Here is a 26444-nt window from a genome sequence, read left to right as displayed (position 1 = left end):
AGCCCCACTGTCTTGAGACGGGCGGGCGCACGCGTCGATCATATACGGGAGAGGATCGGCTGCACCAGCCGGCTCGCCGACGCACGCACAGGTGAGATCAGGGGGCGAAACCGTTCCGACAGGGTGCTGTATCGGGCCGCCGACCGATCGCGGCGGCCGGGCGGCGCGTCCGGTCAGATGCCGACGTAGCGGTCGACGAGTTCGGCGTCCGCCGCCAGTTCCGCCCCGGTGCCGCTCCAGACGGTCACGCCCTTCTCGAGGATGTGGTGGCGGTCGGCGAGGCGTTTGAGGACGCCGATGTTCTTGTCGATCAGCAGGATCGACTGGCCTTCCCGCTTCAGGCTGGCCACGCACTTCCAGATCTCCGTGCGGATCACCGGGGCGAGGCCTTCGGTGGCCTCGTCGAGGATCAGGAGACGCGGATTGGTCATCAGGGCGCGCCCGATCACCAGCATCTGCTGCTCGCCACCCGAAAGGGTTCCGGCGCGCTGGTCGGCGCGTTCCCGCAGTCGCGGAAACATCTCATAGACCCGCTCCAGCGTCCACGGATCGGAGCGCTTGAGCCGATTCGACGCGGTCGCGACGAGGTTCTCGCGAACGGTCAGCGTCGGAAAGGCCTGGCGGCCCTCCGGCACGAGGCCGACGCCCCGGCGCGCGACCGATTCCGGCACGGCGCCGCGGATGTTGGTGCCGGCGAAGCTGACCTCGCCGTCGAGCACGCGGCAGGCGCCCATGATGGCGCGGACCGTCGTGGTCTTGCCCATGCCGTTGCGGCCCAGAAGCGTGGCGACCTCCCCCTCGCCGATCGACAGACCGACGTCGAACAGGACCTGGGTCGAGCCGTAGGCGGCCTGCAGGTTCGATACCGTCAGCACGCGAGCTCTCCTTCCCCGAGTTCGTCGCTGGCCCCGAGATAGGCTTCGCGCACCTCGTCGCTGGCGCGGATCTCGTCCGGCGTGCCGCTGGCGATGACGCGCCCGTAGACGAGCACCGAGATCCGGTCGGCCAGCGCGAAGACGGCGTCCATGTCGTGCTCCACCAGGAGCATGCCGACCTCCTGCTTGAGGCCGTCGAGCGTCTTGATCATGGCGGCGCTTTCCGCCGGCCCGAGGCCGGCCATCGGCTCGTCCAGGAGCAGCAGGCGCGGCTTGCACGCAAGCGCGACGGCCAGTTCGAGCTGCTTGCGCTCGCCGTGGGAGAGGTTCGCCACGAGGATCCCGGCGCGGTCGGCAAGCCCGACGCGCTCCAGGGCGGCCAGGGCCGGCTCGACGAGCGACCGGTCGCTGCGGGCGTCCTTGATGAAGTGGAAGCTGTGGCCGCTGCCCACCTGGACGGCGATCGCCACGTTCTCCAGGACGGTATAGTCCGGCAGAAGGCAGGTGACCTGAAAGGACCGGGCCAGTCCGAGCTTGACCCGGTCGGCCACGCTGACCTCGTCGATCGGCTTTCCGTCGATGGAGATGGTGCCGTGATCGTGGGTGAGCTCGCCGCAGAGCTGGGCGATGAGCGTGGTCTTGCCGGCGCCGTTAGGCCCTATCAACGCATGGATCTCGCGCGGATAGACATCCAGATCCACGTGGTCGGTCGCCACGAGACCGCCGAAGCTCTTCACGAGCCCCTGCACGGAGAGGATGGGGTTGCTCATCGGCGTTTCCCTCCGATCCGCTCAAGCAGACCCTGCACGCCGCCGTGGGTGAACAGCACCACGAACAGGAGGATGATGCCGAGCGGGAACTGCCAGTTCGCCGTCCACGACGCCAGCACCGATTCCAGGACGATGAAGACCGCCGCCCCGATGAACGGTCCGGCAAGTGTGCCCACCCCGCCGAGGATGACCATGATCATCAGTTCGCCCGACTTGGTCCAGGCCAGCATGTCGGGGCTGGCGAAGCGCAGGAAGTTGGCCATCAGGGCGCCCGCGATGCCGGCGCCGATGCCCGACAGGATGAAGCCCACCAGCTTGTAGCGGTAGGTGTCCAGACCGACGGCGCCCATGCGGCGCTCGCTCTGGCGGATGCCGACCAGGGCGAAGCCGAAGCGGGAGCGGACGATCCGCCAGATGGCGATGAAGACCAGCGTCGCGACCCCGAGGCACAGATAGTACATGGTCGTCCGGTCGCGCAGATTGAGCCCGAAGAACTCGTTGGTCCGCCGGATGATGAGGCCGTCGTCGCCGCCGTAGGTCTCCAGCGAGACGAACAGGAAGAACACCATCTGGGCGAAGGCGAGCGTGATCATGATGAACTGCACGCCCGAGGTGCGCAGCGACAGCGCGCCGATGATGGCGGCGAAGATGCCCGAGACCAGGATGGCGACGGGAATCGTCACCAGAAGATGGTTGGAGCCGGGAATGATGCCCAGGAAGGGCTCTCCGGTCCCGTGGTGGTAGGCGAGTATCCCGACCACATAGCCGCCGATCCCGAAGAAGGCGGCATGGCCGAACGAGATCATGCCGCCGTAGCCGAGCGCGAGGTTCAGGCTCGCCGCGGCGATGCCGTAGATCAGCGCACGCGTCGCCAGCGACGTGAAGGCCCGCCCGCCGACATATTCGGCGAGATAGGGCAGCGCCAGCAGGAACGCGGCCAGGAGCAGAAGGAGAACGATCTTGACGGATTTGGTCATGGGTACGGTCCGGCCACTCAGTTGTTTGGCGCAAACAGGCCTTTGGGCCGGATGAGAAGGACGATCGCCATCAACAGGTAGATGCCCATCGACGACAGGCCGGCCGCCGCCGTATCGGCTTCCGGGCCGACCATGATCTCGCGGAAGAGGCCGGGAAGATACGAGCGCAGCATCGTGTCGACGACGCCGACCAGGAGACTCGCGAAGAAGGCACCACGGATCGAACCGACCCCGCCGATCACGACCACGACGAAGGTGGTGATCAGGATCTGCTCGCCCATGCCGACCTGAACGGCGAGGATCGGGCTCGTCATGAACCCGGCGAAGCCGGCCAGCAGCGCGCCGAGGCCGAACACCAGCGTATAGAGGAGCCCGATCGGGACGCCCAGGGCGCGCACCATCTCGCGGTTGGTCGAGCCGGCCCTGACCAGCATGCCGAGCCGGGTATGGTTGATCAGCCCGTAGAGGCCGACGGCGACGGCCAGACCGGCAACGATGATGGCGATCCGGTAGACCGGATAGATCAGGCCCGGAAGGAGTTCCACGGAGCCGGAGAACATCTCGGGCGTCGCCACGAACAGGGGCTGCAGGCCGAAGAGCATGCTGACCCCCTGGTTGAACAGCAGGATCAGGGCAAACGTCGCCAGCACCTGGTCCAGATGGTCGCGCTCGTAGAGCCGGCGGATGACGAAATATTCGATCAGGACACCGGTGGCCGCGGCGGCGGCGATCGCGGCCGGGATCCCGATGAAGAAGGACCCGGTTTCCAGGAACACGTAGCTGCCGACATAGGCGCCGACCATGTAGATCGACCCGTGCGCCAGGTTGATGACGCCCATGATGCCGAAAATGAGCGTCAGCCCGGCGGCCATCAGGAAGAGGGTCACACCAAGCTGGAGGCCGTTGAGCAACTGCTCGAGAAACAACGTCATGGGCGGAGCGGAACCTCGCGGGCGGCCATCGAAGCTTCAGGAAGGAACCGGCGGCGACGGGCGCCGCCGCCGGACGACTGACAGAGCCGTTCTTACATCTGGCACTGATCGGAGTAGGCGTCGCCGTGATCTTCGAGGATGACCTCGTTGGTCTTCAGCATCGGCATGCCATCCTCGCCGGCCACGACGTCGATCGAGTACCAGTCCTGGATCGGATGCTGGTTCGGACCGAACTCGAAGTCGCCACGCACGGAGGAGAAGTCGGCCTTGCGCAGCGCCTCGCGGAAGGCGTCGATGTCGCTCACGTCACCGCCGGTGGCTTCCAGGGCGGAGGCGATCAGAAGCGCCGTGTCATAGCCCTGGCTGGCGTAGAAGGTGACCGGCTGGTCGTAGGTCTCTTCCCACTTGGACATGAACGTCTTGTTGGCTTCGTTGTCGAAGTCCGGCGCCCAGTGGGCCGAGCCCTTGATGCCGATGGCGGCATCGCCGAGGGCCTCGAGGATCACGCCGTCCATGGACGGCTCGGACACGACCATCGGAACCTCGCCCAGAAGGCCGGCCTGCTGGTACTGGCGCATGAAGGCGATGCCCATGCCGCCCGGCTGGAACTGGAACACCACGTCCGGATCGGCGTCGCGGATCTGCGCCATTTCGGCGGCGAAGTCGGTCTGGCCGAGCTGGGTGTAGAGTTCGCCGACGATCTCACCGTCGAACATCCGCTTGAAGCCGGTGATGGCGTCCTTGCCGGCCTGATAGTTCGGCGCCAGCACGAAGGCCTTCTCGAAGCCGAGATTCTTGGCGTTCTCGCCCGCTGCCTCGTGCAGGCTGTCGTTCTGCCAGGCCACGACGAAGTAGTTCTCGTTGCAGCCTTCGCCGGCGAAGACGGACGGCGCTGCGTTCGGGCTCACATAGATCGCGTCGGCGTCGAGGATGTCCGGCACGGTGGCGCCGGCGATGTTGGAGAACACGATGCCGGTGAACAGCTTGATGTCCTCGTCATAGAGCATCCGGTCGGCGATCTGACGGCCGTTGGCCGGCTTGAAGCCGTCGTCCTCGGCCACGAGCTCCACCGGCACGCCGCCGAGCTTGCCGTCCTCCACGGCCAGCCTGAAGCCGTCCAGGATCTGGTTGCCGAGATAGCCGGCCGGACCCGACAGCGTGGTGATGAACCCGATCTTCACCGGATCCTGTGCCGCAGCCGGTGCCACCGCGAAGGCGCACAGCGACAGCGTTGCGCAAAGCGTCTTGAATTTCATCGGTCTGGTTTCCCTCTCTGTTTTTTGTCCTCAACCGAGGACACCGGCCGGACCGTTCGGTCGGACCGGCAAAAGACGATCGCGTTACGCCATCGTCGATCTCGAAGTGTCCGAACACAAGTGTCGGGAAGTGGCAAGGCACAGGCCATCGCGGACGGCCGCCGGTGCGGATGGAAGACCCCTGCCGGCCGATGCAAAGCCCGTGCCGGAGCAGCGAGGGATGCGACGGCCTGCGCCGGGACCGACGATCCCTCCACACCTCAGCGACGCCACCCTCATTCCTCGGTCACTCCCGCCCTCATTCCGGCTTCGCCCCGGCGCCACTCACAACTGCGCCCAGCCCTCGGGCGGTGCCTTGCCCGGGTGGACGGTGCCGCATTTCGGGCAGGTGCGCGCTTTTTCGTCAGCATAGAACGCATCGTAAATCGGCGGCAGGTCCTTCACGAGGTTCTTCACGGAGACCTCGACCCGCTTCACCAGCCCGTTGCACTCGAAGCAGTACCACTCGAACCCGTCAAGCTGGTCCGGCGCGCGCTTCGGCTCCACGACGAGGCCGACGGAGCCTTCCTGGGGCCGCTGCGGCGAGTGGCGCACATGGGGCGGCAACAGGAACACCTCGCCCTGGCGGATCGGCACGTCGTAGAAGTTGCCGTCGTCGACCACCTTGAGAACCATGTCGCCCTCGAGTTGGTAGAAGAACTCCTCCACCGGGTCGTCGTGATAGTCGGTGCGCATGTTCGGACCGCCGACGACCATCACGGTCATGTCGGTGTCCTCGAACACCTTCTGATTGCCGACCGGCGGCTTCAGAAGATGGCGATGCTCGTCGATCCACTTGGGGAAATTGAAGGCCGAAAGCCGTCCCGTCTTCATCCGGTCATCCTCTCCGTCTGGTTGGTCGAGCCGCCCGCGCCGGATGCGGCGTCGGGGCTCGTCTTGAGGCCGCAGGTCTCGAATGCGGACCGCACCTGCGATTTTTCCTCTTCGGTCAGAGAAAGCATGGGTGGGCGGACCGCGCCGCCGACCTGTCCGAGCAGGTCCTGCCAGTATTTCTGCTGGGCGTGGGGCTTTTCGGCCGGACGCGTCGAGCGCAGCGCATGGCGCACCGGATCGAGGCTCGCACTGACCGCCTTCGCCTTCTCCGCTTCACCCGCGAAGGCCAGGTCGGTGTATTCACGCATCCTCAGATCGTGTTTCGTCTGGATCAGATAGGGCGGCGACGAGCACAGATAGAGCTGCCAGCCGAGCTCGAGGATGTTGTCGAGCCATTCCTTCTCCGAGGCGGTCGACACCAGGATCCGGTCGCCGGCGAGCCGGGTGAGCTCGACGTACATGTCGCGCGGCACCGAGTACTTGATGGCAACGACGTTCTCGATGTCGGCGAGCTTGTTGCAGAGTTCCGGGCTCATCAGATAGCCGCTGTCGGGATGGCTCCACAGCGCGATGCCGATGTCGACCTTCTCCGCGATGGTCTTGTAATAGGCCAGCAGCGTCTCGTCCTGGGCCTCGAAGAAGTGCAGCATCGGGGCATGGACGACAATGTAGTCGGCGCCGCCCTCCTGGGCGTGGCGGGCGAGATCGATGACCACGTCCATGTTCTGGTCGGAGCACGACATGATCGTCTGGGCGCGGTCGCCGCAGGCCTCCACGGCCAGGTCGAAGGTGCGCTTGCGCTCGTCGACCGACATGGAGAAGAACTCGCCCTGCTTGCCGGCGATGAAGAAGCCGTCGATCTTCAGGTCTTCGATCCAGTGATCGATGTTGCGGCGGAACCCGTCCTCGTCGATGGCGAGCGTGTCGGTGAACGGCGTCAGAGCCGCCGCCCAGATGCCTGTCATGTTCGCAAAGGCATGGGCCTTCGCGTCTTTCCTGGCGTATTTCATGATGCGTTCCCACCCGTCTGGGTTTCCGGAGCCTGGCGCATGGCGCGCCAGAGCTTCTCACTCGTCAACGGCATTTGCAGATCGTGCGCCCCGAACGGGGCGAGCGCGTCGGCCGCAGCGTTGAACAGGGCTGCCGGCACGCCGATGCAGCCGGCCTCGCCCACCCCCTTGGCGCCCAGCGCATTGGCCTCGGACCGGGTCTCGATCTTGTCGATCTCCACAGGCGGAACATCGTCCGCCCTCGGCATGGCGTAGTCCATGAACGATCCGGTGAGGAGCTGGCCGTCCTCGTCGTAGACGAGCTGCTCGAGGAGCGCCTCGCCAAGCCCCTGGGCCAGACCGCCGACCAGCTGGCCGTGGGCGAGGAGCGGGTTCACCACCACGCCCGCGTCATCGATCCACACGAGCCGTTCGGTCGTCATCACGCCGGTGTCGGGATCGATCGCCACCATGGCGAGGCAGCAGCCGCTCGCCCACGCCTCATCGTCGGCGTGGTAGATGGTTTCGGCCGCCAGCGCCGGCTCCTCCGGCTCTCCGACGCCGCCGAGCATGGCGCCGGCGAGATCCGCGAGCGACATGGACGCGCCGGCAGATCCCTCGACGAACAGGCGGCCCGGCCGGAAACGGACCTGCCCGGGCTCGCACTGGAGGAAACCGGCCGCGGCTTCGGCGATCCGGGCGCGCAGCTGCTCGCTCGCCTTGAGGATCGCGCTGCCGCCGATCGCCGTCGACCGGCTGGCCAGCGCACCAAGCCCGCGCTCGGCATCGTCGGTGTCGCCCTGGCGGATCTCGATCAGTTCGGGATCGGCGTCCAGCGCCTCGGCCACGATCTGGGCAAACGAGGTCTCGCGTCCCTGCCCCTGGCTGCTGGCGCCCGTCACGGCGCGCAGCCGGCCGTCTCGGCACAGGGCGATTTCGGCGCTCTCCCAGCCCTGACCGCAGGGCTCGATGTAGAGCGACAGGCCGATGCCCACCACCTCTCCGTTTTCCCGGCGGCGGCGCTGCTCGGCGCGAAGGTTCGCATAGGCCGTGCGGGCCTCCAGCGTGTCGAGGAGCAGCGCGAAGTCCGAGGCGTCGATGTTCGCGCCGGTCGGTGTGGTCAGCGGAAGGACGTCGGAGGCGATCAGATTGCGCCGACGCACCTCGATCGGGTCGAGGGCGCAGGCGCGTGCGCCCTCGTCCATCAGCCGGTCGAGCAGAAGGGCTGCTTCCGGCCGCCCGGCGCCGCGATAGATGCCGACGGCGGCCCGGTTGGTCATGTGGGCGCGGGACGTCAGGGCGAGGTCGCCGATGGCGTAGGGGCCGGGCAGGATCCGAAGCGCGTTGATCGACGGAACCACGGCGCTGTAGGTCATCCAGTGGCCCTGCTGAAAGACCAGGTCGGCCTTCAGCGCGAGCGCCTTCCCGTCCGCCGAGAAGGCCATCTCGGCCGTCGACGTCGCGCCGCGCCCGTGGCTTGCGGCCAGCATGTCCTCGCCGCGCTGGGCGCACCACTTGACCGGAGCGCCGAGGGCGCGTGCCGCAAAGGCGACCATGACGTCCTCGGGATAGATCGAGGCCTTGCCGCCGAACGCCCCGCCCACATCCGGCGCGATGACGCGCACCGCGTCCAGACCGAGCCCGAGGATACGGGCCAAATCCTCGCGCACCCGGTAGGGCGTCTGGGTCGAGCACCAGGCCGTCAGCCGACCGTCCTCCCAGACCGCGAGCACGGCGCGCGGCTCCATCGGCGTCGGCGCGACCAGCGAATGCTGAAGCCTCACGGCGACCACGTGGTCGGCGCCGGCGAAGGCGGCGTCGGCATCTCCCGCGACCACCGAATTGGCAACCGATTGCGGCCCCTGACCCGGCTCCAGGACCGGCTCCGGATCGACATCGATCTCGATCAGGAGAGCAGCGTCGCGGGCAATCGCTTCGGACGTGGCGACGACGGCGGCCACGGCCTGACCGGCGGCGGACACCCGTTCCCGGGCCAGGACCTCGAAGGGCGCTTCGACGATGGTCTCCGCCAGGGGGTTGATGGCGTTGACACCGAGATCGCCGAGATCGTCCGCGGTGAAGACCGCGACCACGCCGTCCAGGGCCCGCGCCTCGGCGCAGTCGACGCTCCGGATCGGGCCGCAGCCATAGGGGCTGCGTGCGAAGGCGAGAAAAAGGCAGCCATCCGGCCGGAGGTCGTCGACATAGGTCCCGCGACCGGTCGTGAGACGCGTGTCCTCCCGGCGCAGAACGCTGCGGCCGAGCCAGGGCATCGATGTCTCGCCGGACCTGGTCACACTCAAACTTGCCTCCCGATCACGCAGGCGATCCTGCTGATCAAACCGTGTGCAAGGGAAGCACGGGACCATCTATATTTGAATACGGGTTTGTGTGATAAATTTATCTGGTATTCTTATAAATTAGGGAGGCATGCCCGCGTGCGGATCACCCTCAAGCAGATCGATGCCTTCCTGGCGGTCGCGGAAAGCGGAAGCTTCTCACGCGCGGCAACCCGCACCAAGGCGGCCCAGCCGGCCCTCTCCCAGGCGGTGAAGGAACTGGAGGCCGAACTCGGAACGCGGCTGTTCGACCGCACCACGCGCCGCGTCGAACTGACAGAGGCGGGGCGAGACTTCCGCGTCGCAGTGGAGAAGGTCGTGGAAGATCTCGATCTGGCGGTCCAGAACGTCCACGCCCTCGCCGAACGCCGCCGCGGCCGCATCCGCATCGCCGCGCCGCCGTTGCTGGCGGCGGCCGTCCTGCCCCAGGCGATAGCCGAGTTCCGGCGCGATTTTCCCGGCATCAGCGTTGACCTGATCGATGCCAGCACCGACGAGATCATCGAGAGCGTGCGCTCCGGACGGGCGGACTGCGGGCTCGGGACCTTTCCGCCGGGCGGCGACCAGATCGAGCGGCTGGCGCTCGCCCGCGATCAGCTGATGCTGTTCTGCCACGAAAGCTCCGCGCTCAATGCGCCCGGGCCGCTGGCCTGGGCCGATCTCGCCGGCACGCCGCTGGTCTCCATGGCCCGCACCAGCGCGATTCGCCTGCTGACCGAGGTCGGCTTCGAGACGGCCGGGATCGAGCTTGCCCCGAGCTACGAGGTCAACCAGATCACCACCGCGATGGCCCTCGTCGAGGCGGGCCTCGGTGCCGCCGTGCTGCCCACCTACGCCTACGCCGCCGTGCGCAACGGAACGGTTGTCGGCCGGAGGCTGGCGGAGCCTGACATTGCCCGGGAGATCCACCTGATCCACGCGAACGGGCGGACGGTCTCGCCGGCCGTCGCCGCCTTCACGCCGGTTCTGCGCCGCACGGTGCAGAGCCTGAGCCCGGCCCGCAGTGGCACGGACGACGGGTGACCACCGCCCCGTCCGACGTCATTCCATCGAGGCGCGTTTTCGGACGGCGAACCGGTTCCCACTTCGCCGGAAACCGCTTCAGCGGATCATCTGAAGCAGGGCGCCGGCGAGCTGCGTGTCGGCCCGCTCAAGGTCCAGCACCACGTCGAAGTGATGCCGGTCGGGGATTTCCATCAGCGTCGAGTCGAACCCGGCCGACTGCCAGAGCGCATGGTAGCCTTGGGACTGCCGTCCGAAGCCGGCTGGTTCGCCCGCGGCATAAGCGGCGACGATCGGACAGCCGGCCTTCGGAATGTTGAGGGCCGGGCTCAGCGCGGCGACGTCTGAATCCGTCAGGGTCAGCCACTCCGACACGAACGATTTGGCGATGGGTCCCAGATGGAACAGGCCGCTGACCGGCAGCGCGCCCTTCACCACGTCCTCAGGCACGCCGAAGGCCTCGTGCCACCCACCGGAGATGACAGCGCCGGTGAGATGCCCGCCGGCGGAGCTGCCCCCGACATAGATCCGGCTTGGATCCAGCCCGTAGCGCCGGCCTTCGCGATGGAGAAAGGCGATCGCCGCGCGCACTTCGCGCACGATCTCGGCGAGATCCACCTCGGGTGCCAGCCGGTAGTCGACCGCCACCGTCGCGATGCCCCGTCCGGCCAGCATGGGCGCCATGAACGCCGATTCGGTCTTGGAGAGCGCGCGCCAGTAGCCGCCATGGATGTAGACGAAGACCGGGCGCGGCTCGTCGCCGCCACCGAAGATGTCGATCGTCTGGCCGCTTTCCTCGTCGTAGACGACATCGACCGCGGTCGCGATCGAGCGTGCCGCCAGCGACCCGTCCCGGTAGCGGCCCATGGTCCGTTCGAACTCCTCGACCGTCACCGTCGCCCGCGCGTTGTAGTCGCTGTCGATCTGTTCGACCGGCAGATCGGCTTCAGCCCCGAGATCGATGCTGCTCACCGGTTGCTCCATCGCTGATTCAAACTGGCGCGAACCTAGAACCATTTCCGAGCTCGGGGAAACACCCCTTTCGGAAACGGACGAACCTTCTATCCGGCGCTGGGCTGGGGCGTCCGATCGGTCGTGACGCCGACATAGGACGGCGCGTCGACGCCACAGCGGAAGTCCCGCGCCTTGGAATCGGCGAGGCCGCGCGCGATGACGTTGGCGTTGGAATTGGCGTTGGCGTCGACATAGCCGACCATGCAGCTCGCGTCCGACCATCGCCCGACCACGGTGCTCACCACCAGCACCTGCCGGGAGCCGCCCGACCCGTCGTCCACGAACCAGCGATGGATGGTGGCGAAGGGCACCCCGTCGGCCAGCCGCCATTCGATCGTGTCGTTGACGTGATTGAAGCCGGTGAAGCTCTCCCACCCGCCGGGCTCGCTGGGTGTGCCGTAATCCACCGACATGCGCGCGTCGCCGTCGGCCACATGGACCGGGGTGTCGCCATAGCCGGCACACCTGAGACGCGCCCAGCTGCCCTCGCCTTCGGGCGCCTGGTCCACGATTGTGCACGATGTCTCCCAGCCGATCTTCGAGTAGGTGCTCTCGATCGACTGGGCGGAGACCGGAAGCGGGATGGCGGCAAGCATCAGGGCCAAAAGGGTCGTCCGGAATGCGTCCATCGCCTTATCTCCTTCCCGCCCCTGCAGCCGTCAGGCGACAACCGTTTCCTCCGCCCTCACCCGTTCCTTGAGGTGGCGGCCGAGCCGATGGGACAGCGCCATGATCGACAGGGTCAGATGCTTGTCCGGCAGCGTCGGGATCACTCCGCCGTCGCAGACATAGAGGTTGTCGAGGCCGTGACAGCGCAGATCCGCATCGACCACCCCGTCGGCCGGGTCGGCCGAGATCGCCGTCGTGCCAGCATAATGGATGCCGGTCCCGGTGTTGTCGGTGGTCTCGTAGATCTGGGTCGCCGACGCCTTGCGCAGGATCTTGCGCCCCCATTTCAGCATGACGTCCATCTCCGCCTTCGCCTTGTCCGGCGTGGTGAAGTCGATCGCCACCTGGCGCACGCCGTCGCTGTCGAACGTAGAGCCCGGCCGCACCCGGTTCTCCGGCCGAGGCTCGCCCGCGCAGAACAGGCCAAGGGTGACGTAGGAATGGAACATCATCCGCGCCATGCGGAGTTTCATGAAGGCGGGGAACGCCGTCATGCCGGTGAGATAGTGCGGCACGTCCGGCAGACCGTGGATGGCATGGCCGATGAACGGGAACTCCTCCCCGTTCGGCAGCTTTCCGCGCGACATCAGGATCAGCAGGTCGCCGTAGCCGATATCGTAGGTCCGCCGCTTGTTCCAGAGCTTCCAGAGCGAGGTGGACAGCACCGACTTCGGATTGTCCTGCAGGCGCTGGCCGACACGATCGTGACGGTTGGCCAGTCCGTTCGGATCGGCCTCGTCGGCCGAATTGAACAGGATCCGCGGGGTCTCGATGGCGCCGGCCGCAAGCACGACGAAGCGGGCCTCGAGCCGGTGGTGCTCGCCGGTTTCGGTGTCGAGATATTCCACGCCGCTCACCGTCGAGGCGCCCGGCTCGCGCGTCACCTTCGTCACCTTGGCGTTGGGCCGCAGCTCGTAGTTCGACAGGCCCTCGATCTCCGGCAGAAGCCGGGCGGTGAACTTGTAGACCGAGCCCACCGGACAGCCGGACGTGCAGATGCCCGTGGAGATGCAGGAGGACGCAAGCCCCGGCGTCGTGACGATGGCCTTGCGGTTCGGGATCGCATGGGAGAACGGCTGATTGAGCGAGCGCACCGCGTCCACGATCATCTGATCGGGCGGGCGGATCGGCTTGGGCGGCACGAACTCGCCGTCCGGAAGCTCGTCGATGTTCTCCTTCGTGCCGCAGACGGTGATCAGACGCTCGACCTCGGAATAGTCCTCGGCCAGCGTGTCGTAGCCGAACGGCCAGTCGTCGAAATCGTGGTCGGCGAAGCGGACGCTGACGCCGTTCCAGAGGTTCTGAAGGCCGTTGACCTTGAGCACCTGGAAGTGGCGGAACCCGCCCGGCGGACGGGGCGAAGCGCCGATCTTTCCGTCGGCGAACAGCGGATGCACAAAAAGGCTGTCGTGGGGATCGGACGGCCAGACGGTGTTGGGACCGATGCCGTAGTCCACCGCCGGAACCGGGCGGCCGGTGGTCTTGAAGTAGTCCTCCGGCAGACGGCCGCCGGATTCCAGGGACACGACCTTGAGGCCGGCCTTGGCCAGCTGGTGGGCCACGATGCTGCCGCCGGCTCCGGTGCCGACGATCACCACGTCACAGGCGGATGCTTCAGCGGGCATCGGGCATCCTCCCGACAGGCCACTCGCCGACCGAGGCCAGGAAGCCGGGCGAGGCAAAGAAAACGTGCTCCAGATAGACGGCCAGGAGCTTGCGGTCGGAGCCCAGCTCCGCGTTGGTGACGCGACCGGTGGTCGCCACGCCGGAGCGCGACGCCACCCGGGCAAGCGCCTCGCGCAGCTGGGTGTTGGCCAGCGCGATACGGACGATGTCGTCCATCATCGGCTCCAGCCCGGCCCGATAGGGGCTGCGGGCCACGAGCGCGGCCAGGATCGGCCGCGCGTCGGCTTCGGTCAGATCCCGGGCCGTCATTCCGCCGCCCCCTTCGCCGCCGCGGTGGCCGGTCCGGTCGCCATGCCCAACTGACGGAACGGCCGGCCGGTGCGCAGGAAGGCCTCGATATCCTCAAGCAGGATACCGTTGGTTTCCGGCACGTAGCGGAAGGTGAAGATAATCCCGATGGCGCAGATGAAGGCGTAGATCCCGAACACGCCGGCCAGCCCGATATGGTTCAAAAGGATCGGGAAGGAGAACACCACCAGGAAGTTGAAGCCCCAGTTGGTGATGGAGGCGAGGCTCATACCGCGGCCGCGGACGCTGAGCGGAAACACCTCCGACATCATCACCCAGGGCAGCGGACCGATGCTGGCGGCGAACGCGCCGATATAGAGGACGAGGCCCACGAAGGCGACCACGTCCATGGCCTGGGCGTCGGTGGCCGCGCCGATCGCGATCATGGCAAGCGACAGGGCCGTCACCAGGAACCCGGCCAAAAGCAGCTTGCGCCGGCCGATCCGGTCGATCAGCGCCATCCCGACAAGCGTCATCAGCACGTTGACCGTGCCGACGCCGACGGTGGCGAGGATCTGGGTCGAGGAGTCGCCGAAGCCGGCTTCGTCGAAGACGCTGGGCGCGTAGTAGATGACGGCGTTGATGCCGGAGAGCTGCTGTAGGAAGAACAGCCCGATCGCCACCACCAGCGCCGGCCGGGCGACCTTCCCGAAGAGTTCCGACCAGCTTCCGTGGCCCCGGTCCGCATCGGCGGTCTCCACCATCTCGGCGAACTCGGTCTCGATGCGGGGATCATCGGTGCGGATGCCGCGCAGCGACGCGATCGCCTTGCGCGCCTCGTCGCGGCGTCCGGTCATGGCGAGGTAGCGCGGCGTGTCGCGCAGGACGGCCATGCCGGCGAACAGCACGATGCCCGGGATCATGCCGATCGCGAACATGGTGCGCCAGGAATCGTCGAAGGCGTAGCCGACCAGATAGGCGCCCAGGATCCCCAGCGTGATGGCGAGCTGGTAGATCGACACCAGCATGCCGCGCTTGTCGGCGGGCGAACTCTCGGAGATGTAGAGCGGCGCCACCAGACCCGCGACACCGATGGCGAAGCCGAGCACCAGCCGGGCCAGGGTCAGCATGACGGCGCCGAGCGCCGCGGAGGCCAGCGCCGCCCCGATCACGAACAGGAGCGCGGCGAACAGCAGCATGCGCCGTCGGCCGAACCGCTCCACAGCGCGCCCAGCGGCCAGAGCGCCGAACAGCGCGCCGAACGGCACCGCCGCGGTCATCACGCCTTCCTGGGTCGACGTGATGTCGAACTGCGCCCGCAGGAGATGCAGCGCGCCTGCGATCACGCCCTCGTCGAATCCGAACAGGAAGCCGGCCACGCCGGCAACGGCGGCCACGAAATAGATCATCATGGTTTCCTCCCAACCCCGGTGTGCGCGTCCTCCTATCGGAGGATCGCGCCTGCGACCTTGCGGATCGCCGTTGCGATGTCAGCCTCGTCGCGTTCGCTCAAGGTGGAAGCGATGGTCAGGATCGCCCCCCGCGAATGGAGGTCGTCGCACCGCGCCAGCGCGCCGTGGCCGTAATCGTAGTCGGCCCCGAACGCGTTGGACGGATGGGTCCAGGGAAAGCCGTCGCGGGAGTTCGACCGCTTGTTCACCAGGCTGGGGATGTTGAAGTACCAGTGGAGCCCCCATTCCCGCATCGTCAGGCAGGCAAGGCTGCCGTCGGGTCCGGCAATGCCCTCCGCGCGCAGCGCGGCGACGAAGCGGTCGGGCATGTCCGTGTCCGGCAGGATCATCAGGAGGAATGGCCCGGTGTCGCCGTCCGGGTCCGGCACGTCGCGGAAGGCGAGGCCCGGCACGTCGGCGAGCGCACGGCGGATCCGCCACTTGGAATCGCGCATGGAGCCGGTGATCTTGGTGAGCTTGCGCATCTGGGCGAGCGCCATCGCGCCGGCCAGTTCCGACATGCGCGCGCCGATGCCCCAGAGCTGGCAGTCCGGATCGGACGTATCCAGCCGACCGGCAGGCGTACGGGCATAGCCGAGATCGTGCAGCGCCACGATGCGGCGGAACAGGGCGTCGTCCTCGCAGACGATCATGCCGCCGTCACCCGACGTCAGGTTCTTGTTGAGCTGGAAGGAGAAGATGGCGATGTCGCCGAACCGGCCGACCGGCGTGCCGCCGGACTTCGCGCCGGCCGCCTGGGCGCAGTCCTCGATCAGCGCGAGGCCCCTCGCCTTGCAGATGCGGGCGATCTCGCCGATCCGTCCCGGCGCCCCGCTCATGTGGACGCAGAGGACAGCACGGCTGCGCGGTCCGATCTTCCGTTCCAGGTCTTCCGGATCGATGCAGAAGGTCTCGTCGATATCGACCAGGCGCGGGATCGCGCCCGAGCGCACCACCGCCGAGACGCAGCTTACCCAGAGATAGCCGGGCACCAGGACCTCGTCGCCGGGCCCGATGTCGAGGGCCGCCATCGCGATCGAGAGCGCGGCCGTCCCCGACGAGACCCCGAGCGCATGAGCGTGGCCGAACGCCTCGCGCCATTCGCGTTCCAGCGTATCGACCATGTGCTGCGGATCGGGCCCGTAGAAGCGGAACGGACTGCGCGCCTTCACCACGCGCGAGACCAGCTCCAGTTCCTCTTCGCCGATATAGTGCGCCCCCGGCAGTTCCCACGGCAGCGGATCGGTCCGCACCGGCGTTCCACCATCGATTGCAAGCCGGTTGGGATGCGAATGCTGCGCACCCTCTCCGGATGTATCGGTCAGCCCCATTGTACTTCTCCTTACAGCCCGCCCAACTATACTTAAAACCAAAGGAATAAAACATTTGAATTACAAATTTTTCACATGATAGAATGCAAATTCTAAATCTGGGGCTGTGGCGGGATCAACCTGGATTCGCGTCGCTTTCGAAAAATCCAAGATTCCGGAAAGCCGATGCAGCTGATCGCGCTCTGCCTGTCCGCGGCCATGGTGTCCCTGTCCGGCCTGCTGTTCGGGTATTCGACCGCCTCCATCGCGGGCTCGCTGGCGCAGATCGAGGCCGACCTGACGCTGGATATTCTCGGCCAGCAGGTGCTGGTCGCCTCGGTTCCTGCGGCCTGTTTCATCGGCGCGATCGCCGCCGGCCCGTCGAGCGCCCGGCTCGGCCGCCGGCTGGTTCTCCTGATCGCCTTCTCACTCGCTGCCGTGGGCAACATCATCGCCCTCTCCGCCCCGGGCTACGAGCTGCTCGTCGCGGCCCGGATGCTGGTCGGCATCGCCGTCGGCCTGTCCTCGATGATCGCGCCCATGTACGGCGCCGAGATCACGCCGGCCCGCTATCGCGGCACCGTGGTGGCCTCCTTCCAGCTCGCCGTCACCGCCGGCATTCTCGCCGCCTACGCCACGCCGCTGCTCCTGCCCGGCCAGCAGTCATGGTCCCTGATCCTGGGCATCGGCATCGTCCCCTCGATGGTCGGGCTGGTCGTCGTCGCGCTGTTGCCGGAGAGCCCGCGCTGGCTGCTCGGCCGCAACCGCACCGACGATGCCCGCCGCGCGGCCGAACGCCTGGTTCTGGAACTGAACGTTGCGGAGATGTCGCCGATGGGCGACGACGTCCCGAAAGCCGCCCTGATGGCAACCATCCGGCGCGGCTCGACCATGGCCGTCCTGATCCTCTGCAGCTTCCTGTTCGTGCTGCAGAACCTGAGCGGCATCGACGGGATTCTCTATTATGCCCCGCACATCTTCGAGCAGCTCGGCTTCACCGAAGGCACCTCGGCACTCGCCGCCACGTTCGGGCTGGGCCTCCTGAACTTCCTGGCGACCGTGGTCGCGCTCTGGATGGTGGACCGGGCGGGCCGGCGCCCGCTGATGCTCGTCGGAAGCGCCTTCATGGTGGCCGGGCTTGCCTTGGTGATCGTGTCGTCTGTCTTCGGCCTCCCAACGCTGGGCCTGATCGGGCTCGGCCTCTACATCGTGGCGTTCGCCGTCAGCCTGGGACCGCTCCCCTTCGTGCTGATGTCGGAACTCTTCCCCTCGACCATCCGGGAGGCCGGCATTGCCACGGCCTCGGCCACGAGCTGGCTGTTCAACATGCTCGTCGCCTTCACCTTCCTGTCCCTGGTGGAACTGATGGGACTGGCCGGGGTGATCGGGCTGTTCATGGCGATGTGCGTGATCGCCTTCGTGATCGGACTGTTCTTCGTGCCGGAGACCAAGGGCCGCTCGCTGGAAGCCATCGAGGACGATGTCCTCGGCGGCACGCCGTTGCGCCGCGTCGGCGACGGGACCCGCCCGCTGTCGCCCGAAGCCGCCCGCTCCGACGCACTCTGAGGCGGCATCCGGCCAAGCCATCACCGGCTGCCGGTCGGTGGATTTCTCCCATCCGGAAGACGGCCTGGTCAGCCGCCGAACGTGGCCTGATAGGTGTCCGGCTTGAACCCGATCAGGAGCTTGCCGTCCGCCTCGACCACGGGCCGCTTGATCATGGACGGCTGGGCCGACATCAGCGCGATCGCCTTGTCCTGGTCGATTTCCGCCTTCTCGTTGTCCGGCAGCTTGCGGAAGGTCATGCCGGCCCTGTTCAGAAGCGGCTCCCAGCCGACCTCGCCGGCCCATCCGCGCAGAAGCTCCGGCGGGGCGCCCTTCGTCTTGTAATCATGAAATTCGTAGTCGACGCCGTGCTCGTCGAGCCAGGCGCGCGCCTTCTTCATCGTGTCGCAGTTCTTGATGCCGTGGACCTTGACCGTCATCGTGCAGCTTCCGCTCTCCAGATCGCTCAGACGATGAGCTTCTTGAGCTCCGTGGCCGGGTCCGCCGCGGCTTCCGGCGTCACCTCGATGCCTTTCTCGATCAGCTTGCGCGAGGCCATGTGATCGCCCGGCGCGTTGACCGATTCCACCGACACGAGCCGGCCGTCGCGATAGAGGAACACCGAGAACTTGTCCTCGGCCGGATCGCCCCTGAGGACGGTGCTGTCGTAGCCGATGCCGAGGCCGGCGATCTGGAGGCGCGCCTCGCCCTGGTAGCTCCAGAACCACGGGAGCGCGGCGTAGGCTTCGTCGCCGCCCATTACCTGCCGGGCGATGAGGCGCGCCTGATCGTTCGCGTTCTGGACCGATTCCAGCCGGATCTGCCGGCCGTCGAGATAGGCGCACGGGAACGAAGCGCAGTCGCCGAGCGAGAAGATCGCGGGATCGGACGTCCGGAGCCGGTCGTCGATGACGATGCCGTCCGCAACCGCGAGGCCGGCCGCTTCCGCAAGTTCCACGTTCGGAACGACCCCGGCGGCCAGGAGGACCGCATCGGCCTGCAGCGCGTGGCCGTCTGAAAGCTCCACACGGACACCGTCCGCCTCATGAGCGATCGCGGTCACGCCGGTCTCCAGATGGATCTCGGTGCCGAGACCGCGGTGATAGGAGAGGAAATAGTCGGAGACCGGCTCGGAGACGGCACGCGCCATCACCCGGGACGCAAGCTCGACGACCTCGACCGACTTGCCCTTCTCCGCAAGGAAGGCTGCGATTTCCAGACCAATGAAGCCCGCACCGACGATGGCGACACGGCTGAGCCCCTCAAGCCGTTCCAGCAGACGGCGGCTATCGGCGAGATCGCGCAGTTCCAGCACCGCGGGGTCTTCAAGGCCGGGGACCGGCGGACGGCGGTTGCGGGCTCCCGTGGCGAGCGCGAGCCGGTCGTAGGCAATGACCTCCCCGTCATCGAGGGTCACGGTGCGCGCATCCCTGTCGATGCCGGCGACGGTGCGGCCGAGCTTCAGCTCGATCCCCATCTTCTCGTAGAGGGCCTCCGCCTTCAGAAGCAGCGGATTGTCTCCGCCGCCCTTCAGGAAATCCTTCGACAGCGGCGGTCGCTGGTACGGGTAGACCGCCTCGGCGCTGATCAGGACGACGCGGCCCTCGAACTTCTCCTTACGGAGGGAATGGGCGAGTTCGACGCCGGCATGGCCGGCCCCGACGATGACAACGGAATCGATCGACATGGGCTCTTCCTAGAGCCTTTTTCGCTCGGATGGAAACCTCTGAATGGCAAGAAACGGCTTCGCATTCGATATCTCGATCAAGTCCTTGACGTTCATGCCGTTTCCACCTGAACGGGACGTGCTCCGGAGCCTTTTCCTGCCGGGTGGCACCCTCACGAACGGCTTCGTCGACGGATCCTTCGCATTGCAGGTGACCCGCGCCCGACGAAGCGTGCCGCCGCGACGGTCCCGACAGCCCTCATCCCGGCCGCTGGACTTCGGAGTCGAAAGTCATAGTTCACTCTCAAAATGGAGCAAAAGACAGTCGCCCTCCCCCGGTTGCTGTGCAAATATGAAGTCTCCCTAAAATAGCATTGAAACCGCCTATCGACGATGAATTGCACCCGGCCAGGCCTTGCGAGTACCGGTCACCGGATCTGGAGCGAAAGACAATGTCCGCGTTTGTCAGGGTGATCGCTGCGGTCGTCGCCCTGGTCGCCCTATCGATCGGAGCGCATGCTCTCAGTGACCACGACCACGTTTTCGTCCGCTGGGTGACGCCGGACGGCAAAGTCATGAAGCAGACCAGGCTCGACCGGGCGGATATCGAGGCGCTTCCTCAGGGTGAGGTGGAGACGCAGCTGCGCTGGATGGAAGGCGTCCACCATTTTACCGGACCGTCGATCGGCGCGATCGCCGACCTGGGACCGCAACCGGTTCAGTCGGCGAAATTCGTCGCGCTGAACGACTATGTCGCGACCCTCCCCCGCGAGGACTGGGCCGACCTGGGTGCGATCCTCGCCACGAAGCACAATGGCGACCATATGCTGATCCGCGACAAGGGGCCTTTCTGGGTCGTCTATCCCGTCGATGATCGACCCGAAATACTGGACAGGCAGATTTATCATGACCGGATGGTTTGGCAGGTCGAAACGATCGACTTCTTCGTCGAGTGACCAGAGCCGGTCGGTTTCGCGCGGGCTGACCATCGTCCTCGCGATCACGACACTCGGCCTGTTCGCCAGCACAGCCCTTCTCTACTGGGAACGCGAGCAGGGCCGCGAAGCGCTGTCGGCGAGCATCCGGACATCGGGCTGGGTCGCCTACCAGGCCCAGCTGGAGCTGGTGAAATCCCTGTCCGCTGTCCGCGTCGCCTCGTTCGCTCCGACCGACCAGAACTTCGAAGACCTGCAGCTGAGGCTGGCGATCCTGAGCTCGCGCCTGCCGCTTCTCTACGATTCCGAGGACGGCAAGCTGTTGACCGACATCGAGCAGTACAAGGGTCAGCTGCAGGGTTACGAGACCACGCTCGACACCTATCTCGACGCCGCTCCCACAACCCTGTCCGAATGGGAGCGCGTGGCCTGGCTGGACCGGGTGCAGAGCGAGTTGGAAGGATTGCAGCCGGTCCTGCAGACGCTGCTGCAATCGTCGATCGCCAACAACCGGGAGATCACCCGCCGCGAAGAGATCCTCGCGGAAAGCCCGGCCTTCCTCCCGCTCGCGCTTCTGTTCGTTTCCGGCGGGCTCCTGGTGCTCTTTCTCTATCTTCAGACGACCCGCGACCGGGAACGCCTGAACGCCATGCAGGAGGCTCAGGAGGAAGCGGCCGCCAGCCGGCAGAGCCTGCATGCGCTGGTGGAATCCATGCCGGCGATCATCGTCGTGTTCGATCCGCAGGACTATTCGGTCTCGTTTGCGAACGTGGCCGCCACCAAGATGATCGACCGGCCCTACGACGATCCGGAATGGCGCCGCTTCATCGCCACGTCGCGCAGTGGCCTCGGAAGCTCCGGGGACCAGGGGAGCGCCTTCTCCTTCCAGAAGGAAGACGGGAGCATCATCGCCCTGCGCGGGCTCTGCGTCACCGTCGTCTGGGAAGGCCGGCCGCAATGCCTGATCGCGCTCGGCGACAACACGCAGATCCGCGACGCGGAGTATCAGCTCCTGCAGGCGGCGAAGCTTTCCACGCTCGGCGAAATGGCGTCGGCCATCACCCACGAGATCAACCAGCCGCTCGCCGTCATCCGCATGGCGGCGGCGAATGCGAGGCACCTGCTGGCACGCGACGACACCGCCGCCGTGCTCGCGAAGATCTCCCGCATCGACGAGCAGGTGGAACGCGCCAAGCGGATCACCGATCAGGTCCGCCGGTACGGCCGCAAGGCCAAGATGAGCACGGAACGCTTCCCGATCGCGCGGACGATCGACCTGGCCATCGGCTTTGTCGCCGAACAGTTCCGGCTCGCCAGCATCAACCTCGCGCTCGACATCGCGCTACCCGATGGCATGACGATCGAAGGCGAGCAGACCCTGTTCGAGCAGGTCATCGTCAACATCCTGCTCAACGCCCGCGACGCCTTCGAGGGCTGCGAGACCGACGAGCCGCGAAACCGGACCGTGACGATCCGGGCCACCACCACCGGCGTGAAGGTCTACCTGATCATCGAGGACAATGCCGGCGGTATTCCCGACGCCATGATCGGCACGATTTTCGAGCCGTTCATGACAACCAAGCCGGAAGAAAAAGGGACCGGCCTGGGTCTGTCGATGTCGCGCAATATCGTCCGGAAGATGGATGGCGACATTCACGCCGAGAATACGCCGGACGGCGCGCGCTTCACCGTCGTCGTGCCGGTTCCGCAGACCGCCGCCTCCGCAAGGAGCGCCGCATAGTGGCACCGTTCAAGATCCTGATGTGCGACGATGAGGCGGAGATCGTCGAGGAACTCTCGGAATTCTTCAACGAGCACGGCTGGGAGGTGCGGCTTTGCCACAACACGGTGGATGCCAAGCGGCTTCTGGTGGAGGGACCGCGACCCGACCTGCTCCTGACGGACCTGCGACTCGACGATCGCGACGGGACGTCCCTGATCGCCTTCGCACAGGCCCTTCCGAAGGAGATGCGGCCACAGCTTCACGCAATCATGACGGGCTACGTTATCGAGGATACGACCGCTGACGACCTCGGGGCCGACGTACTCTACTTGAAACCAGTGGATCCGGTCGCGCTGCTCAACGATGTCGAGAGGCGGCTGGCGATCTAAAGAGAAGTCGCGCCGACAGATGCAACACGTCAGGGAAACGCGGGGCAGGATCATCGTTCTCGATGACGACCCCGATCTAAGGGAAGAAATCGGTCAGTTTCTGTCCGCCCACGGCCATCCCGTCATCGGTCTGGAAGACGGCTCGACGATCGCGGCGACGGATTTCGCGCCTTCCGACATCCTCGTCCTCGACATGGTCCTTCTGGGCATGGACGGGACCGACGTGCTGTTCGGGCTGACGACCACGGCCCATCCCCCCCGAATCGTTCTGATCACCGGCCACGGGGAGCCCGTCCTCAGGGCCGCCGCGGCGGCGGCCGAACGAGCCGGACTGACGGTGCTGGCCGGGCTGCAGAAGCCGTTCGACCTGTTCGCCCTGGAGGCGCTGCTGCGGTCGGCCCGCGAGGTCGCCCCCTGCTCCATCTACGTGCCGCCAGCCGCTTCCGACATCCGCAATGCGCTGGACGCCGCCTTGGACGAAGACACGCTGCCGGTCGAATATCAGCCGATCGTCCGCTCGAAGGACCTGTCGTTCTGTGGCGCAGAAGCCCTGCTCGCCGGATGGCTGCCCGGCCTCGGGCAGGTGTCTCCGATCGACATCATCAACGCGATCGAAGGCGATCGCGCCCTGATCGCACGTCTGACGGAGAACGTGGCGCAGCAAGCTGCCGTGGCATGCCGGACCTGGACTCGCGCCGGCTGGTCGGGGACCGTCAGCATCAATGCGCCGATCGAAGCGCTTACACAACCTAAGATTGTAACTTCGCTTCTTTCTGTCGTCGAAGCTGCCGGCATCGAACCGCACCAGCTGATCCTGGAACTGACGGAAAACGGGCTCTATGATTCGTCTTTCGCCGCGCTGCAGTCGCTGCTCAAGTTGCGGATCGCCGGTTTCCGGCTGGCGCTCGACGACGTCGGTCAACGCCAGAGCGGGCTTTTGCAGCTGGCCAATCTGCCGGTGACGGAAATCAAGATCGACATGGAGCTGATCAGAGCGGCCCGAACCTGGTCGAAGGGGCGCGGGATTTACGAGTCACTGGCTCACCTCGGCAGGCGCCTCGACCTTGCGATCGTTGCGGAGGGCATTGAAAATCTGGATGATATGGCCCTCGTCCGCGCGAACCAAGTGGACTATGTTCAGGGATACCTGATCTCGAAAAAGCGCCCGTTGCCGGAGTTGATCGCAATGTTGCCGGAGATGGAAACGAACCTGGGATACGCGACGCTCGAGCGGTCGGCCGGATAGGTAATAATGTCCGCGCCGAAAGTCTTGATTGTCGACGATGACCCGCTGGTTCTGGAGGAGCTTGGGGAGGGCCTGGAGGCGCTCGGCCATCCTGTTCTGTCGGCCAACAACGCAAACGACGCGCTGCGGCTCGTCGACGAGAACCCTCAGCTGAAAATCGTTGTCACCGACATCCAGATGCCGAACATCAACGGCATCGAACTGCTTCAGAAGCTCGGCTTCCGGAGAAAATCACGCCCGCTGATGGCCATCGTGATCACCGGCAATGCATCGCTGGATCGCGCCGTGGCGGCGCTGCGCCTCCAGGCGGTTGATTTTCTCCAGAAACCGATCCTGCCCGAGGAAGTCGGCCACGCCATCGATCATGCGCTGGCGCTGTCGGCGGACAGCGCCGGAGCCGCACCATCCCAGAACGGGGCGGAGCTGCCGTCCCATTCGTCCTATCTGCGCGCGCTCGTCGCCGCGCGGACGGACCGGGACGCCATCTTCGATTCCAACCTGTTTTCGGATCCGTCCTGGGACATGCTTCTGGACCTCGCGCTTGCGGAGGCGAGCGGACGGACCATTTCCGTCACCAGCCTGTGCCTCGCCTCCGGGGCACCGACCACCACCGCCCTGCGCCGCATCGACGACCTGCAGTCCGCCGGCCTCATCGACCGGGTCCCCGATCAGGAAGACCGGCGACGCCTTGTCGTCAAGCTGACCGACGGCGGCCGCAAGCGGATGCGCGATTTCGTCGACCGTCAGACCAAGCGTCTCGGCGGCGGGGCGTGACGCGCCCGCCCCCTCATCAGGCGACGAAGCGGTAGCCCAGGAAGCGCTTCGCATCGATCACCTCGTGGCCGAGCCGCTGGCGAAGCTTCTTGCGGAGCTTGCTCATGTGGCCCTCGATCACGGTTTCGTCGAGCTCCTCGTTGAAAACACCGTAGATGGCGTTGAAGAGCTGCGTCTTGGTGACCCGGCGGGAGCTGTTCTTGACCAGATATTCGAGAATGTGACGCTCGCGGCGCGGGAGCGGAAGCGGCTCGTCGTCGATTTCCGGGTCGCGCCCGTTGAAGAACACCTTCAGGCGCCCGCTGGAGGTCGGCTTCTCGACCGCATTCGCGCGCCGCCAAACAGCGTCGGAGCGCGCCACGATCTCGCGCACATGGACCGGCTTGCGGACCACATCGTCGATCCCGGAGGTGAACAGCTCCAGCGTCTGCTCGAGAGAGCGCTCCTCGCTCAGCGCGATGATCGGTGCGCGGGAGTGGTTGCGGATGATCTCCGGATACGCGGTGCGACCGTCCACATCACCAAGAAGAAAACCCTGAACGGCTTCAATGTCCTGATCCGACGCGCTGGTCAGCCATTCCTTGAATTCTTTCGAGCAGAGCCCGATGGCAGCAAAGCCTTCCCGTGCGAAACCGGACTGATAACCAGAGGTCACTGCCTCACGATGATCGACGACAACGTACACGAGCGAGATCTCCTAAACGGTTTCTTCGAATTGGACCGCTTTTTTCTTTTCGGCACCAAGTGTCGGCAAGACCGCCGCGTCACAATCTCTGGGTACGAGCCTAATTCATTCCATTCAATGGAAAGCTGTTCGGGATTGGGAGTCGTTTCCGATCCATTCACTCCCGATTGGGAGGCATTGGACGAACCATGTGCCCATTCGTGCACACAACCGACCCGAAAATGACCACCTGAGGATGAAGATTCGGGCGCAAATGCCCTCCCCGGACCAAGATGGACCGATCCGGAGCGAAGGCGGAAATCGTTAACCGATTGTTAACGCTTATCATTTCTCGGGAAGCGGACGCACAAGCCCGAACCACCCCCAAAATGGAGTGAAATTCATCGGGATTTGGTGGTGGTTTGGTCCAGGATGAACGGAAGAATGACCCGCGACGGCTTTCCCGGACGCTTATTGTCGTCCTCGCCCGCCTCGATCGAGCCTTCGCCAGCGTCATCCACGGCCGTGTCGTCGGAGGAACCCTTCGTCGACGACTCGTCATCCTCGCCATCAACGAGCGAAGACGGCGACGGGTTCCCGGTGTCGGGAAGAAAATTCCCTGCCTCGCCGGAGTCCTTCCCGCCGGTTCCACGACCATAGCCAGGCTGCGCGAGACCATCGGAACTCAAGAGCTCGTCCGGGCGCAGGGCCCGCCAGCCCGTGGTCTCGAACCAGCACCGGCGCCCGGCGACCTCTGCTGTGGCCGCGGGAAAGGCCTGATAGCGGTAGTGGAATGTTCGGCAATCGGTCCTGCCGGGTCCGATCTCGTAGGCAGACACGGTGAGAAGCAGTCGGCTTCCGGACCGCAGGTCGAGACGCACCTGGCGGCCGGGCGGCGTCATGTTCATCGCCGCCTTGATCTCGTCCTCGATGTATCCGCGATCGGGACCCCGTATTTCGGGCGGAGTCGGATTCCAGGCCGGTTCGGCACGATCCGATCCGTCAGCGACCTGCGCGTGCAGGGACGGCCGCGACCGGGCGGCGTCCTCTGCCACTGCACATGGGGGCAATGCGCTGACCAGGGCTGCGATAAGCGCCGCGCGCACTCTCGCCTCGCGCAGCATGCGCATG

The 26444-nt window shown here is 66.0% G+C and carries 25 protein-coding genes; 7 read left to right on the top strand and 18 right to left on the bottom strand.

What is annotated here, in order from left to right; translation table 11 throughout:
• Positions 1 to 173 precede the first annotated feature (173 nt).
• The 8 genes from J2S73_RS20490 to J2S73_RS20455 form a co-directional block, all read right to left on the bottom strand.
• Positions 174 to 875, bottom strand: coding sequence for an ABC transporter ATP-binding protein (locus tag J2S73_RS20490; protein ID WP_306887555.1), 702 nt, complete (start codon positions 873 to 875; stop codon positions 174 to 176).
• A complete protein-coding gene (locus tag J2S73_RS20485; RefSeq protein WP_306887554.1) occupies positions 869 to 1645 on the bottom strand; it encodes an ABC transporter ATP-binding protein in 777 nt (258 codons plus the stop codon). The genes J2S73_RS20490 and J2S73_RS20485 overlap by 7 nt, the downstream gene beginning before the upstream one ends.
• On the bottom strand, positions 1642 to 2622 hold the full coding sequence (locus J2S73_RS20480) for a branched-chain amino acid ABC transporter permease (RefSeq protein ID WP_306887553.1): 981 nt from the start codon (positions 2620 to 2622) through the stop codon (positions 1642 to 1644). The genes J2S73_RS20485 and J2S73_RS20480 overlap by 4 nt, the downstream gene beginning before the upstream one ends.
• A gap of 17 nt (positions 2623 to 2639) precedes the next feature.
• Positions 2640 to 3554, bottom strand: a complete 915-nt coding sequence (locus tag J2S73_RS20475; RefSeq protein ID WP_306887552.1) for a branched-chain amino acid ABC transporter permease — start codon at positions 3552 to 3554, stop codon at positions 2640 to 2642.
• A 92-nt stretch (positions 3555 to 3646) separates the two neighbouring features.
• Positions 3647 to 4810 (bottom strand): ABC transporter substrate-binding protein, encoded by a 1164-nt coding sequence (locus J2S73_RS20470; protein ID WP_306887551.1) that lies wholly within the window; start codon positions 4808 to 4810, stop codon positions 3647 to 3649.
• Between the two features lie 324 nt (positions 4811 to 5134).
• Positions 5135 to 5683 carry a 3-hydroxyanthranilate 3,4-dioxygenase gene (locus J2S73_RS20465; protein WP_306887550.1) on the bottom strand — a complete coding sequence of 183 codons (549 nt, stop codon included), beginning with the start codon at positions 5681 to 5683 and terminating at the stop codon, positions 5135 to 5137.
• Positions 5680 to 6693: a dihydrodipicolinate synthase family protein gene (locus J2S73_RS20460; RefSeq protein ID WP_306887549.1), complete on the bottom strand. Its 1014-nt coding sequence runs from the start codon at positions 6691 to 6693 to the stop codon at positions 5680 to 5682. The genes J2S73_RS20465 and J2S73_RS20460 overlap by 4 nt, the downstream gene beginning before the upstream one ends.
• Entirely contained in the window at positions 6690 to 8969 is a 2280-nt protein-coding gene (locus J2S73_RS20455) for a xanthine dehydrogenase family protein molybdopterin-binding subunit (protein WP_306887579.1), read from the bottom strand. Before J2S73_RS20455 ends, J2S73_RS20460 begins: the two co-directional genes overlap by 4 nt.
• A 141-nt stretch (positions 8970 to 9110) precedes the next feature.
• On the opposite strand from J2S73_RS20455, the gene J2S73_RS20450 reads away from it, so the two are divergent.
• Positions 9111 to 10034 (top strand): LysR family transcriptional regulator, encoded by a 924-nt coding sequence (locus tag J2S73_RS20450; protein WP_306887548.1) that lies wholly within the window; start codon positions 9111 to 9113, stop codon positions 10032 to 10034.
• Between the two features lie 78 nt (positions 10035 to 10112).
• Here J2S73_RS20450 and J2S73_RS20445 read toward each other — a convergent pair whose 3' ends face one another.
• From J2S73_RS20445 to J2S73_RS20420, 6 genes are all read right to left on the bottom strand, one after another.
• Positions 10113 to 10985: an alpha/beta hydrolase gene (locus J2S73_RS20445; protein ID WP_306887547.1), complete on the bottom strand. Its 873-nt coding sequence runs from the start codon at positions 10983 to 10985 to the stop codon at positions 10113 to 10115.
• A gap of 89 nt (positions 10986 to 11074) precedes the next feature.
• Positions 11075 to 11656, bottom strand: coding sequence for a hypothetical protein (locus tag J2S73_RS20440; RefSeq protein WP_306887546.1), 582 nt, complete (start codon positions 11654 to 11656; stop codon positions 11075 to 11077).
• Positions 11657 to 11686: 30 nt separating this feature from the next.
• A complete protein-coding gene (locus tag J2S73_RS20435) occupies positions 11687 to 13321 on the bottom strand; it encodes a GMC oxidoreductase (protein ID WP_306887545.1) in 1635 nt (544 codons plus the stop codon).
• Positions 13311 to 13631 (bottom strand): hypothetical protein, encoded by a 321-nt coding sequence (locus tag J2S73_RS20430; protein WP_306887544.1) that lies wholly within the window; start codon positions 13629 to 13631, stop codon positions 13311 to 13313. The genes J2S73_RS20435 and J2S73_RS20430 overlap by 11 nt, the downstream gene beginning before the upstream one ends.
• Positions 13628 to 15022 carry a sugar porter family MFS transporter gene (locus J2S73_RS20425; RefSeq protein WP_306887543.1) on the bottom strand — a complete coding sequence of 465 codons (1395 nt, stop codon included), beginning with the start codon at positions 15020 to 15022 and terminating at the stop codon, positions 13628 to 13630. Before J2S73_RS20425 ends, J2S73_RS20430 begins: the two co-directional genes overlap by 4 nt.
• A 32-nt stretch (positions 15023 to 15054) precedes the next feature.
• Positions 15055 to 16392, bottom strand: coding sequence for a DegT/DnrJ/EryC1/StrS family aminotransferase (locus tag J2S73_RS20420; protein ID WP_306887542.1), 1338 nt, complete (start codon positions 16390 to 16392; stop codon positions 15055 to 15057).
• Between the two features lie 165 nt (positions 16393 to 16557).
• Between J2S73_RS20420 and J2S73_RS20415 the strand changes: the two genes are divergently transcribed.
• Complete coding sequence (locus J2S73_RS20415) at positions 16558 to 17937, top strand: sugar porter family MFS transporter (protein ID WP_306887541.1); 1380 nt, start codon at positions 16558 to 16560, stop codon at positions 17935 to 17937.
• Between the two features lie 68 nt (positions 17938 to 18005).
• Here J2S73_RS20415 and J2S73_RS20410 read toward each other — a convergent pair whose 3' ends face one another.
• Positions 18006 to 18356: an ArsC family reductase gene (locus J2S73_RS20410; RefSeq protein ID WP_306887540.1), complete on the bottom strand. Its 351-nt coding sequence runs from the start codon at positions 18354 to 18356 to the stop codon at positions 18006 to 18008.
• Between the two features lie 26 nt (positions 18357 to 18382).
• A complete protein-coding gene (locus J2S73_RS20405) occupies positions 18383 to 19603 on the bottom strand; it encodes an NAD(P)/FAD-dependent oxidoreductase (protein WP_306887539.1) in 1221 nt (406 codons plus the stop codon).
• Between the two features lie 353 nt (positions 19604 to 19956).
• On the opposite strand from J2S73_RS20405, the gene J2S73_RS20400 reads away from it, so the two are divergent.
• From J2S73_RS20400 to J2S73_RS20380, 5 genes are read left to right on the top strand one after another with little or no spacing between them, the layout of a single operon-like run.
• On the top strand, positions 19957 to 20538 hold the full coding sequence (locus J2S73_RS20400; RefSeq protein WP_306887538.1) for a putative pterin-binding protein: 582 nt from the start codon (positions 19957 to 19959) through the stop codon (positions 20536 to 20538).
• Entirely contained in the window at positions 20489 to 22258 is a 1770-nt protein-coding gene (locus J2S73_RS20395) for a sensor histidine kinase (RefSeq protein ID WP_306887537.1), read from the top strand. Before J2S73_RS20400 ends, J2S73_RS20395 begins: the two co-directional genes overlap by 50 nt.
• A complete protein-coding gene (locus J2S73_RS20390) occupies positions 22258 to 22629 on the top strand; it encodes a response regulator (protein ID WP_306887536.1) in 372 nt (123 codons plus the stop codon). The genes J2S73_RS20395 and J2S73_RS20390 overlap by 1 nt, the downstream gene beginning before the upstream one ends.
• On the top strand, positions 22604 to 23875 hold the full coding sequence (locus J2S73_RS20385) for an EAL domain-containing response regulator (protein ID WP_306887535.1): 1272 nt from the start codon (positions 22604 to 22606) through the stop codon (positions 23873 to 23875). Before J2S73_RS20390 ends, J2S73_RS20385 begins: the two co-directional genes overlap by 26 nt.
• A 6-nt stretch (positions 23876 to 23881) precedes the next feature.
• Positions 23882 to 24649, top strand: coding sequence for a response regulator (locus tag J2S73_RS20380; protein WP_306887534.1), 768 nt, complete (start codon positions 23882 to 23884; stop codon positions 24647 to 24649).
• A gap of 16 nt (positions 24650 to 24665) precedes the next feature.
• Here J2S73_RS20380 and J2S73_RS20375 read toward each other — a convergent pair whose 3' ends face one another.
• Together J2S73_RS20375 and J2S73_RS20370 are read right to left on the bottom strand one after the other, a co-directional pair.
• Positions 24666 to 25334, bottom strand: a complete 669-nt coding sequence (locus tag J2S73_RS20375) for a response regulator transcription factor (RefSeq protein WP_306887533.1) — start codon at positions 25332 to 25334, stop codon at positions 24666 to 24668.
• A 380-nt stretch (positions 25335 to 25714) separates the two neighbouring features.
• Positions 25715 to 26443: a hypothetical protein gene (locus J2S73_RS20370; RefSeq protein WP_306887532.1), complete on the bottom strand. Its 729-nt coding sequence runs from the start codon at positions 26441 to 26443 to the stop codon at positions 25715 to 25717.
• Position 26444 lies beyond the last annotated feature (1 nt).

The sequence above is a fragment of the Amorphus orientalis genome, assembly GCF_030814015.1.
Lineage (GTDB): Bacteria > Pseudomonadota > Alphaproteobacteria > Rhizobiales > Amorphaceae > Amorphus > Amorphus orientalis.
Note: the sequence above shows the minus strand (reverse complement) of the source record. Positions and strands in the feature narration are given on the sequence as shown.